The organism is Echinicola shivajiensis, from assembly GCF_018642165.1.
GTDB lineage: Bacteria > Bacteroidota > Bacteroidia > Cytophagales > Cyclobacteriaceae > Echinicola > Echinicola shivajiensis.
In genome coordinates this window covers 25,072-37,883 of record NZ_JAHHZM010000007.1, presented here as the reverse complement: position 1 = coordinate 37,883, position 12,812 = coordinate 25,072, and the positions used below count along the sequence as shown (strand labels likewise).

At 43.3% G+C, this 12,812-nt stretch carries 5 protein-coding genes; all 5 read right to left on the bottom strand.

Annotated features, from left to right (window positions below; translation table 11 throughout):
• Nucleotides 1–3: 3 nt before the first annotated feature.
• Nucleotides 4–1,473: a RagB/SusD family nutrient uptake outer membrane protein gene (locus KMW37_RS12920; protein WP_215225056.1), complete on the bottom strand. Its 1,470-nt coding sequence runs from the start codon at nt 1,471–1,473 to the stop codon at nt 4–6.
• A gap of 12 nt (nt 1,474–1,485) precedes the next feature.
• The gene (locus KMW37_RS12915; RefSeq protein ID WP_215225055.1) at nt 1,486–4,731 is read right to left on the bottom strand and encodes a SusC/RagA family TonB-linked outer membrane protein; all 3,246 of its coding nucleotides are present in this window, start codon (nt 4,729–4,731) and stop codon (nt 1,486–1,488) included.
• Nucleotides 4,732–4,749: 18 nt separating this feature from the next.
• Nucleotides 4,750–6,945, bottom strand: a complete 2,196-nt coding sequence (locus KMW37_RS12910; protein ID WP_215225054.1) for a fasciclin domain-containing protein — start codon at nt 6,943–6,945, stop codon at nt 4,750–4,752.
• 524 nt (nt 6,946–7,469) lie between these two features.
• Nucleotides 7,470–11,063, bottom strand: a complete 3,594-nt coding sequence (locus tag KMW37_RS12905; protein WP_246581476.1) for a DUF4450 domain-containing protein — start codon at nt 11,061–11,063, stop codon at nt 7,470–7,472.
• A gap of 223 nt (nt 11,064–11,286) precedes the next feature.
• Entirely contained in the window at nt 11,287–12,801 is a 1,515-nt protein-coding gene (locus KMW37_RS12900) for a RagB/SusD family nutrient uptake outer membrane protein (RefSeq protein ID WP_215225052.1), read from the bottom strand.
• Between the last annotated feature and the right edge of the window lie 11 nt (nt 12,802–12,812).

Genomic DNA, 12,812 nt, shown 5'->3' with positions numbered 1-12,812 from the left:
AGGTTAATTTAGGTTATCGTAATAGGGGTTTTGCTCCAAAAGCCTGTTAGCAGCCAACTCTTGGATGTGAATGGGCAAGTAATGGCTGTCTTCGTCAAGCAATTTTGAACGTATGATGGGAGCGGAACTCGCAGGAGCCGTCAGCAGCACCTGGGTAATCAGGTAGTCCTTGTATTGATAGTCATTCCTGCTCGCAACGCGAAGGATATCATACCAGTTTTTACCTTCGCCGACGAATTCCCTACCCCGCTCTTCCATGACCAATTGTAGCATTTCCAATTCCGTGGAAGCGGCCGATACAGGTTCTGAAATTTGGGCGCGTTCACGTATCTGATTGATCAGCTCTGCGGCTTCTCCATAGCTGCCAGTACCTTTCATCACCATCGCTTCTGCCTTCATCAAATAAATATCCGCAATACGATAAATGATCCAGTTTTGGTCACTGTAAACCCTTGGGATACCTGTTTCTGCTTCTGCACCCAAGTATTTCCAAACGCTAAAGTCTCCAGCCAAATAGCTCGCTCCTTCTCCTCGGACATCTTCATCCGATTCCGCAAATAATTCTACCGTGCGTTCGGTAACATTATACCTTTGGTTTGTACCGAACCAGGACATCAAATTATTCGTCTGGCTTTTGTCAAAGTCAAATTGGATTTCAAAAATCCCTTCATTGGTATTACCCTCACTGAAGATGCTGTACCAATTATTATTATTGTTGACCATTCCTTCCAGCAATCCCAGTTGGCCACTGTTGATGACGGCATCGCAAGCCTGTATCGCCTTCTCATACTCTTCCGTCCACAGGTAAACATCCGCTAGTGTGGCATATATGGACCACTTGGTAGCCCTTCCCTTCGCTTCCCAGACGGTAGGCGCGACTTCCTTGGCATATTCCACTGCACCTTCTAGATCCACTTTAATCTGTTGGAAAATTTCGTTGGATGGGGATTTGGCCACTTCAAAGGCTGTCTGATCATCCATATACGGCTCTGTGATCAATGGCACATCTCGGAAATTCCTCACCAAATAGAAATAAGCCAAGCCCCTCAGGAAATAAGCTTCAGACAGGTAAGATTGCATGACATTTTGATTGAAAGAAGGATCTCGCTCCACCACCTCGGGGCCATACTTGATGACCATATTGGCATAATTGATTACCTGGTAAAACTTATCCCACTTCACAAAATCATTACCCGGGAGAATATCCCATTGATTGATTCTAAAGATATCTGCTAAGATGGCCCCACTACCCGTGGTTAGACCATTCCCGCGCATTTCCCCCCAAACCAGCTGCTGCTCCATGGTTTCACGAAGCCTCACATAGCCGGCACCAAGAACCGCTTCCACTTCTTCTTTATTGGTCCAGTATTCATCACTGACCTGATTATTTTCGGGCTGTAGTTCCAGCCAATCATTACATGAACTGATGGCAAATGTCATGACAGCCAGTAAGCATATATATGTCTTTCTCATGTTTACTTCGGATTAAAAGTTCATATTCACACCCATTGCAAATCGCTTGGGACGTGGAGTGGATGCACCGTCCACACTAAGCATGTAAATATTGCTGGAGAGGTTGACCTCCGGATCTTGGCCGGAATAGTTGGTCCAAGTATGCAGGTCTTGAGCGGTAAAAAACACATCAAACCGATCGATCTTATTGGATGACAACCAAGATTTTGGCAAAGAATACCGCAGCGAAACGGTCTTTAACCGTACAAATGAACCATCCTCCACAAAACGATCTGAGCCTAAGTAATTATACCCTTCGTTATAAAGCGCCCTAGGAATATTCGTATCATCTCCTTGATGTCTCCACCGTTGAAGCACAGCAGTACTTTGGTTGGATGTTCCATACATGTTCTCAGTATTGATCCGGGTCTGGTTGACAATCTTCTGCCCAAACCTTCCATGGAAAAAGGTAGTCAGCATGAAGTTTTTCCACCGGATGTTAAAACCGGTACCAGCTGTGAATAAGGGCATGGCATTTCCCAAATAAACGATATCAAATTGATCAATGACGCCGTCTCCGTTGATATCCTCATATTTAGCATCACCGGGATATACACGGCGGTTTCCATTTTGCATATAGACCAGTTCGCCATCGATATCGTACATCAAGTTGCCATCATTGTCTCTTGCATAGGTTTCTTCCCCATTCTGATAGACGCCTTCATAGCGATAGCCATAAAAAGATCCAATTGGATTTCCTTCCACAATCTTGTGGGCATAGGATCCGTTTTTAAACTCATAGTTTTCAAACAGCATGTTTTCGGGAAGCTCCTCCACCTTATTTCGGTTTCGGGCAATATTGAAGTTAAAAGATACCCCCAAGTCCTCTCGCTTGATCGCATCATAGTTAAAAATCAGCTCCCAGCCCCTATTATACACTTCTCCGGAATTGTAGTACCTCACCTCTGAGAATCCTGTGGAAGAAGGTAAGCTATAATCTTTCTGTAATAAATCTGTGGTAAGTCTATCATACACTTCTGCAGTAACATATAACCTGCCCTCCATCAGGGAAAAGTCAATGCCGATATTGGACTGGGTAATCGTCTCCCAGCGAAGGTTTTCCAGCTGGATACTGGAAGGGGAAATGGCTACCATGTCCATATAGCCAGGAGTGATCGGGCTGAACGTACCGATATAAGGAAAGGCGCCTCCTGGAGGGTTACCGCTTTTACCCCAGCTAGCCCTTAATTTGCCCAACTCAATGCCGGCAAGGTCCTTCATAAATGGCTCGTCACCGAAGTGCCAGGCCAAACCGATGGAAGGAAATCCAGCCCAACGGTTACTGGCACCCAAGCTGGAATTGGCTTCCCAGCGATAACCACCAGAAATGATGTATTTACCATTAAAGGTATAGTGGGCATTAGCAATCGTCGACACTCTCCTGGTCATAGAGTTATCAGACTCCATTCTGGAAACGGCAGCGCCATCTGTAGGATCACTTAACGAAACCGAAGCATTTCCGCTGGTTTGACTGACATAACCAAAATTTCTTCCTTCATTGGACTGTACCAAGCCACTGAGGATAATATGGTTTTTATCATTGATGGCCTTATTATAAATCAGTTTATTTTCGGTATTGATATACAGTTGATCTGAAAGCATGTCCGAACTCCTGTTAAAATAAGGATCCGTCCAGAGTACCCCCGTAACTGACTGCGGCAGGAAGCTGGTGTTTTTATTCGTTCTAGTATCAAAGCCTACTGTCCCTTGGTATTGCAGATCAGGGTTGAACTGATACCGCAAGCGAAAGATTACCCGCGCATTATCAGCCTTGGTCTGATTGCTTGATTCATGCACCAATGCTACTGGATTGTAAAATTTATTATTGGCAAAACTCCCCTGGAAATTCTCCAAAGGTGAGAAATATTCCGAAGTCCTGTTTCCATTGGCATCCAGCACATAAGGACTCATATTGGGCATCTTTCTCATGGCCATGGATCGGGCCGACGAAATACCATTTCCCGTCCAATTAGCCTCTTTAATACTCTGCGAATACGACATATCCGCACTTACACTCAATTTATTAGAGAAATTATAGGTTACACTGGCCATGGAATTAAACCGATCCAATGAGGTACCAATCGTCGTTCCTACATCTCGGAGATAGCCTAATGAGACTCGGTAGATGGCCTTGTCCCCACCTCCACTGAGCGAGAAGTTATTGTCCAAAAAATACCCCAGTTGAGTTACCTCATTTATCCAATTGGTGTTTTGGTTGTATTCGTCAAAGTACACCCATTCCGGGTCAAAATTGATTTCAGGTGTCTGAAACAACAAGTCCGTATAGGCTGACCCAGACTGATAGCCTACATCATTGATCGAATTCCAAATCCCGTCCTGCACTAGGCTGACATATTGGGAACCATCGAGCATGGGAATGGTATTGGGCTCTTTCTTCATTTCTGACTTGGTAGAAAAGGAGAACTTCGTCTTGCCTTTTTTCCCTTTCTTGGTTTTGAATATCAGCACACCATTAGCACCTTGGGAACCCCAAATGGCCGTAGCAGCTGCATCTTTCAGTACCTCGATGGACTCTATATCATTGGGAGAGATATTGACCAAGGCCCCAAAATCCTGGTCATTGGCTGTAGCAAAGTTAAAATCATCTCCAAAATTAGTAGGATAAGGAATCCCGTCCACCACAATCAATGGGTCGGAATTGGCATTCAGCGAAGATGTCCCCCGAATCCGAATAGTACTCCTTGATCCAGGGTCAGCACCTGAGATAATATCCACATTGGCCATCCGACCCTGAAGCCCTGACTCAATTGAGGTCATGGGTACTTCCTCTAATTGTTCCACATCAAAGCGCTGGCTGGAAGACACTTGCTCACGCTGGCTAATGCCCAGTGAATTGGTCTGCACGCGCTCCGCCACTACTTCTGCCGAACCATATTCGAAGGCATCTTCATTCAATGTGGCATTGAGGGTCGTTTGATTCCCAATGCTTAACTTTTTGGTTTTAAAACCAATATAGGAGAAAACCACTTTTAGGTTATTTCCCTGAGGAACTGCCAATCGATAATTTCCATTTTCGTCAGAAATCGTTCCATTTAAGCTCCTTTGCTGTTCATTTTCGATGAAGATACTCGCGCCAATAAGCGGTTCTCCACCTGTATCGGTTATTTTTCCTGTCAAAACCGTCTGTTGCTCTTGTGCCTGTAAAGGCAATACAGAGAGCAGCATTAGCAGACAGCTAATGATATAAGTTGTTTTCATAAAACTGGTATTGAGGGTTTAATGTCCTGAACTGAGCACTTTATCAATCTGATAAACAGCGCCATCCACATAGATTTTTGGAAAAACACTGACCACATTGGCCGTCTCTCCTGTAGCCGACCTTACCTGTAGGCCTGTACCATTGTCCAAAAGTGCAAGTTGACTGAATACATCGCCATTTTCCTGGGCAGTGACCAGCTCGCCTTGAACACCCATGCCTGGAAAAGCATAATCGCTATAGCTATTGGTACTCGCCGGCACAAAAAAATACCGAAGAAAATTCTCCAAATCACCTTCATCTTCTGGAATAAGGCCTTGTTCCTTGGCTGCTAAAATGGCCTCGTTGGTCGGTGCAAAGAGCATATAATTGTCCCCAAATAAAAATTCAAATTCGTTATTGGGGTCCACCAAACCCGCTTGGGAGAGGAGTTTGGAAAACTCTGAAAATTCCTGAATGGTACTTGTTCCTGAACTGGCTGATGCGATGATGTATTTGAAACTTCCTTCTTCACGGATTAATGAGCGTTCTACTTCGTAGGCCATGCCATTGTTCCATTCACCACTGACTGCCGATGCTGGAGCAAACTCTCCAAGGTTATAATTATTGGAGGAGGCTACCCCCTCATCAGAGATATACAGATAGCTGAATGGATTTCTTGTCCTGTAAACCTTTGTACCAGAAATCTCCGTGATTTCCTCTGTTACAATATGGTTTTGGACAAAAGCCCTCATCGCACCGGTACTCATAGGTACCCGGATACCATCGGCATTTTCAACCTCTACCGCTTCATCGCCAAACTGCAATGGATTACCTTCGTTCCAGAAAATTTCACTCCCCCCATAAATGGTATTGAGAATGGTCTCATTGCTGGGAATAAAGACAGTAAACTTCAGGGCATCACCGAGAAAGGCTTGCAGGCTGCCTGAACTGTAGAGCATTTGTAAAAACATGCTGTATTCGGGTTGCTGAAGCATAGGACCGATCACTCCACGGAAAAGTTCAGGAACGATCACCTCGTTCAAGCCATAATAAACGCCATTTACTCCTATTCCTTTCTCTTCCACGTCTTGCTCAGGATCAAACTGAATGATATTACCATAGATACTTTGGATATCTCCTCGTTCGATTTCGGAAGGAAAAACAATGCTTCCTTGGTAGACGTGGTTAGTCAGCAATAACCTGATCGGCAAAAATGGCACCTCGTCAAGGGAAGCATAATGATCGGCCCAGTATTCATTAAAGAAAGTCTGCAATGCAGTGTTGTTTGGGGCGAAGACATTATAGGCATTGCCTGAAAGTGCTGCTAAATTTGCATAATCCGCCAGACCAACGCCGCCATTATATGACCATTCGGAAGCGATTTCTGGTAGACCAGTATGTATCTTTATATACAAAGAATCACCCGCCTCTGCATAGGCCTTGGAAGTTTCATCATCATACCAAAAACTGGTAAAACGATCGTAAATTTTTATAAAGTCACTGTAGTTTGCCTCTTGTCCCAGTTCATCATAGATCGTCTCTAATGGTTTTACCACGCGGTCCACAATATAGACATAGCCATTATCAGTAGGCAAGGCATATTCATCTACCGTAGCATTTGAAACATTGAACCCTCCTGAACCGGTCCATCTACTTTCAGGGTAAAAGTACTCGTAATTGGATGCGGCATCGATATTTTTAGAAGTAAATAAGTTATAGGAAAAGACAGGCACAAAGCGCTCCTTGTGAAAAATCGTTCGCTCTTTCCCTGCTACCTTGTCCATCTCCACCGAAACTGTATCCCGGCTTTTGGTACGGTGCTTGTAATACATTCCCGCCAAGGCTGGCTTTTCCACTGACTGTCCCTCAGGACGGTAATTGGCAAAACGATTTCGGGAAAAAGAATAATACACCAAATGGTAGCCCATCAACTTTTTGGCCTCAGCTACCGATAGTTCATCGACACCGCCAATACCCTCTTCAGAAAAGTACTTTTCAAAGGCCTCATCTGACGGAGCAAGCACCGTGATAATTCCTTTTCCTTCCACCAGACTCTTAAATCCCGCTTTTTCAACGGCTTCAAGAAAGATGGTAAAATTTCCCCTGCTTTCTAGCAATTCCCAGGCATTTCCTTTAAGCCATTCGGGACTTTCATAATGTTCTTCCCAGCCTACTTCCCTACATCCAAATAGTAGAAAGCAAGCTGAAAAAAAGTAAGTAATCCTTTTGATCATCTTAACTTGGTTTAGGTTATTAAATTGGGTTGTTAATTTTCTCTGGCAACTATGCCCAGGTCTCAGCCCGAAACTCTATTGTTAAAATCTGCCAATTAGAGAAATTACTTTTCTACTATTAGTTCAGGGTAAAAATTATAATCTAAATATATTGTCATCAGAAATCACAACTGATCTGTACTGTCCTGTGCTGACCATACAGTACGGGTATGCTTGCATTATTTATATATTTTCTTATATTATTTTAATATTTTATTTGCTTAACATGATATTATATTTGCATAATTGATTAGTTTTACACCATTTAATGGTAGTTGCACCTAAATGAAATTCTTAAAATCATGCTGGTATAAAACAAAAATAGCCCCACCCGATAAGAGCAAGGCTATTTAAAGTAAAATTGGCTACACATTATAATTTAAACCGTCAATCTATGTAGCAAAGAAAAACTCAGGACAATATTCTTAAATCCTGAGATCATGACTATTAGAAGTTATTCTTTCATTCCCAATATTAACAAGCTGCTATCTCTCCAAAGTCAGCCCCATCAATCCAATAAGCACCTCAATAGTGGTGGCTTTGACCTCTAAGTAATCCAATTCCTTACTTTGGTCAAGTGGTAGATCCCAAACGGTAGCCGCTCCTCCATCAATCGCATAAGTAGTAAAATGATCTATGGCCGTATAATCATCATGGGCTTGATTACTTATTTTACCTGTTTTTAAATGTACCCTGACAGGTCGTGGAGCACCTGTTTCAAATGCAAAACCATCTATATAATAGTCCTGCTCAATAGGCCACCATGTCTCCGGATTCCTTAGGGACAGTTCAGTAGCACTGCCATCCTTATAATGAATAATGACCTTTCCATTTTCTATCCTGCTTTGCATATGATTGGTAGAACCTGCCATCAACAAATAGGCATGACTAGCCCTGCCGGATAATGAAACCTTTGCACTATCAGGGTAATTATCCCAAATCGAAGTAAAGACAATATTGTCCTCGGCAGGATTTCCTGGGGAGAAGAATGGAATCCCCTGTGGTAAGGTGATTTTATTTTCATCACCAGCCAATGCCCTCAGACCTACATCATCAATATCCATATATGCCCCATATGAAGCCCAATCCCCCATCCCTTGGATGGGTATTTGCAAGGTAGGGTAGGGCGAGCGCGGACTTATATATTCATTTCTAAAGATATTGGTCACTTTATCGTTAAAAGCACCTGAAATATCAATTGGTTCCAACTCCCGAGCTTTAATAGGCAGGTTCCAGTTGACCATTTTTTCACGGGAAAGTAGCTGCTCACCTGCAAACACCTCTATTATATTCGTCCCTGTTTTGAGGAATTCATGCGAATCAATGGTTAAATCTCTTTGTTCCTTGGCCTTAAAATCAAGCTGCTCCTTCCATATATTCCCATTGACTTTGATACTTAGTTGTTGCTTTTGCTCAGCATGGTGATTGACCCTGAACTTTAAGGATGAATCATCCTGTTCCTTTGCCAATATTAATTCTATTACAGGCTTCACCTCAGTGATTATTGGCTCCCACCAACTCATTTGACCTTGCTTTAGTTTTGCAAAAAAAGTACCATGGCCCAGGACATTTCCAATACTCGCTGTTAGTATTTTATCCGCAACTTCAGCCTCCGTCAAGATATTCTCTGGATCATACACCTGTAACACTTCTAATTTATCACTGCCAAGTCTAATCAAATCCCTAGGAACAAGACTTTCTTCGTGTGAAACCGCTTCTATTTCCGCCCCTTTCCAAACAATTGAAATGGTAGCCTTTGCTTCCAACTGAACTTTTATCGAGACCTTGGGGCTTCCCACCTGCTCTCCCAAAGGTTTCCAAGAAGCTTCTTGGCCATCTATCTTCAACTCCTGAATAGACTCGTAAGGAGCATCAAGTATTAAATTCAACTCCAAACCTTTCCCAAAGCGGTTAATTACCTCATACTGATCCTCTTTTCCTTCTCTTTTAAAATCAACTGCCAAATCGGGTATTTTCAGTTTAGCGTAATCCCAGCTGTCCGGAAAACCTGGCTGAATAGTCAAACGATCATGCATCAGGTCAGGCTGTATTCCAAAAAGTCCCTCTATCAAAGAACGCGCTCCCATACCGACAGCATCCGCAAAATCCCTATAAAGCTCGCTTCTCATGGCATCCAAGAAGGACAACTGCTGAAAGTTCCCAGGACTGCCTCCCAAATACATGCTTTCCAAAATGGCACTTTTCCAGAGCTTGAAAGCCCCTGTTGCATTGCCTGCTTGCCAATAGGCCAAACTGGTATGTAAGGCTTCCGCCAATGCCACATTGTTCACAGACCAAGTATAGGGCATCCAATTCGTCGTGGAAATGGTCTGGAATTCCCCTTCTGGAAGACCTGCAGCTACTAAGGGAATATGGGGAATTTCCGTATCCACATATCGGGTCATTTGAAAAGACTGAAAAGCATCCGGAACTTCACTATCTAGGGTATGGTACACCGACCAAACTCCCGCTTGGGGGTGCAATGTCTTCGGCCCCAAAAAGTCTTTGTATTCAGCATACCAGCCACTATCCTTTAACCATAGCTCTTCATTCATGGCCCTCAAAATCTTTTGGGCCTCCGCTTGATACCGGCTTCCATCCTCTCCCAAAATATCCGCCAATTCTGCTGCTTTTTTATGAGCATAATAATTATAAGCCGAAGAATGCGCGACGCCACCACTATTATACTGCAAGGCATCACTGGCCCAGATACTGGCATAGGCATTATAAAGGCCGTCATCATCTGGATCAAAATTGCGCTGCTCCCAAGCAAGGTGTCTTTGGATTGCTGGCCAAACTTCCTTCAGGTATTGAATATCTCCTGTCCAATCAAAATGGCGGATCAGCTGATCAAAGAACACCTGGTTCATATCATAATGATGCGGGCCTGATGGCTCCCCTGGCCTCCTGCTGATATATCCTTTATTGAAAATAGATTTGCCTGTTTTTTCAAGTTGGCGGGCCAAATGTTTTGCAGAGTCAGGGTCATTTCTACTCCCCTCTGGTCCCAAATATTGCGAGGCCAAGTAACCGTCAAAATGGCTTCTTGCCCTATCATGCCAGCCCATCCAATCTGCCACATAAGCTCCTCGCCAACCAGGCAGGGGCATCCTCCAAGCCACTGCACCATGCACATAGGCCGGGGCATCATAAATGGCATCTGCAGCAATCCCCAAGGCGCCACCTATGGTATTGATAAAAGGATCGGGAGTATTCACCATTACCCTATTGGCTAAAGCAGCTCTTTCTTTATTCGCTCTTTCAAATGCTATGGGAAGGTCTGTATAAACCATTTCACCAAAACCTGGCCGATAAATGGCAAAATAATGCTGCTTGGAAGACAAGCTCATTTTCCCCATTATGGCCGCTGCTTCATCTGCCTGGGACGACCAAAGCCTATTAATATCATCCATCGCTTCAGGATTCACCTTTTTCAGGCTAGCCACTTCTGGAAAAACACCCATCATCTTGGCTCTTTCCTCTTCGCTTTTTTCATCACCATAGAAAAGCGCTATCTGATTGCCTTCATTCACCTGTATACTATTTCCTATACAGTTTTCCACCTTCAGATCAAATACAGAAGGTGGATCTGCTCCCAAATCACCCATCCTTCTAAACCGCTTACCTGTCACCCCACCATAAAGCCAAACCAGGTTCACTTCCCCAACTTCATCTTTGGCCATCACCTTAAAAACAGCCCCTTCCCTATCTCTAAGTGGCATGACCACTATTTCTATTTTTCCACCTGAAAGCATAGGGTCTGCAATGGTATAGACCATGGATCCTGCCCGGTAGCGGGACTCGATATAAGTAGCCTCACTCAGCCATTTTGATTTTTCTCCCTGCTGTATGCCAAAGCGGAAGTGTCCTCCCATACCCGGTAAGTAAAAAGAAAATAAAGGCAAATCTCCCGCTTCTGTTCTGAAATCAGAGTGATAACCATAAAGTGCCCGGTTGAACCTACGCGCTCCATTTTTGATTACAAAATCCTCTCCATCCGGTTGGTATCGAAGCTCCCTATATTCCCCATGCCAATATTCCTGTGCAAGGACCAAGGGACTTTGCAGTGTTAGAAACAAGGTTATAAGCAGGACACAAAATTGAAAAATACTGTGTCTTGGAAATCGCTGAATCATAATTTTTGAATTAGTTTTTATTTTAAAAAGGCAGGTGTCGAGTATTTCCGGCTAAACATAAAATAATATTATTGACACAATTTCATTTCAAAGCAGATAATCAAAAGCCAAAAAACCATCCGACTGATGCGGATGGTTTAATTAAGCCTTATTTCATTTCCATCGTTTAATACCCAGGATTTTGGTCATATAAGCCTTCCTTGACATCCAATTGGTTGATTGGAACGGCATAAATCATATCATCAGATGTGATATCGGTAGAGATTTTATTGGCCTCATCTTCCTCCGCAATCCAAGCGTCCATCACTTCGATGGCCATTCCTGACCTTACCAGATCATGCCATCTCAGTCCTTCACCAATAAACTCCCTTCTTCGCTCTTCCATGATCTGCGCATAGGAAACATTGACCAAAGGCAATAAAAGGCCAGCTCTTTGACGAATCCTATTCACCAAGGCATCTATCTCCAACTGTGAACCTCCACTTTTACTCAAGGCTTCAGCCTTCATCAACAAAATATCAGCATAACGTATTACTGGAAAATTCAGCTCAAAATCAAAACGATCTACACCCAGATTATCCAGATCCAGGTACTTTTTGATAAATCTGTCCTGGGTGATATTTCCATTCCCATCATCATAGTTGATCCAAACTGAAAAATCATCACGAACATCATTGCCCTCATAGGAGTCCATTAAGTTGGCTGATACCGTTTTCGGTGCATCAGGAAAAGTCCCTCCTGCAAATGGAATCCCATTGGTTCTGGCAAATGCTTCAGGATAATGATATTGCACATATTCTCCACCTACACCTTGGCCACCACTCAAGAACTGGATGTCAAACACAATCTCCTCATTATTCTCATTGTCATAGGCAAAGATATCTGCATAATTGTCCACCAAATCAAACTGGCCACTGCTGATCACCTGATCCAATAAACTAATGGCCTTATCCCATTCATTGGTACCTAATACTGGTCCATCCGGATGAAGTTGCGTTCCAGACCGGGTCATATATACCCTGGCCAAAAGCCCTCTGGCAGCGTGGGAGGTAGCCCTGCCCAAATCCGTGGCGCTGGTGAATTCATCTGGCAAGTTTGAAATGGCAAATTCCAAATCAGTAATAATCAGATTATAAACTTCAGCAACTGGACTCCTTGGTATTTCCAAGGCTTCCAAAGGAGTAACTGGTCGATCAAACAGTGGAACTTTTCCATAAAACCGTACTAAATCAAAATAAAATAAGGCCCTCAAGAACTTTGTTTCACCCTCAATCCTGGCCCGCATATTATCATCTGCTACCACATCAGCAGTCAGCTTTTCCAAAATGGTATTAGCACGCATGATATTATTGTACAGGTCATTCCAAGTGCTGTTCATAATACCGGCTGTTGCCAAATTGGTATTGAAGTTATTGATCAGGTTATAATCCCTCACACCTGCAGTTCCCGGGCTGTAAATATTATCCGAGCGCACCTCACTCAGTTCAAAATGATTGATTGGATAGGCATTCAAGCCATTATAAACACCTGAAAGTGCTTTGATAAAGTCTGACTCATTTTGATAGAATGCGTTTGATCCCAATGAAGACTTAGGGGATTGATCCAGCTTACTTTCACAGGACATCATTGTTCCAGAGGCCACGCTGATCAAAGCGATATATAGAATTTTTATCTTTTTCATGATACTTGTCT

Coding starts and splice junctions, on each gene's coding strand:
- KMW37_RS12920 (WP_215225056.1), bottom strand. CDS start 1,473: ATGAGAAAGACATATATATGCTTACTGGCTGTCATGACATTTGCCATC.
- KMW37_RS12915 (WP_215225055.1), bottom strand. CDS start 4,731: ATGAAAACAACTTATATCATTAGCTGTCTGCTAATGCTGCTCTCTGTA.
- KMW37_RS12910 (WP_215225054.1), bottom strand. CDS start 6,945: ATGATCAAAAGGATTACTTACTTTTTTTCAGCTTGCTTTCTACTATTT.
- KMW37_RS12900 (WP_215225052.1), bottom strand. CDS start 12,801: ATGAAAAAGATAAAAATTCTATATATCGCTTTGATCAGCGTGGCCTCT.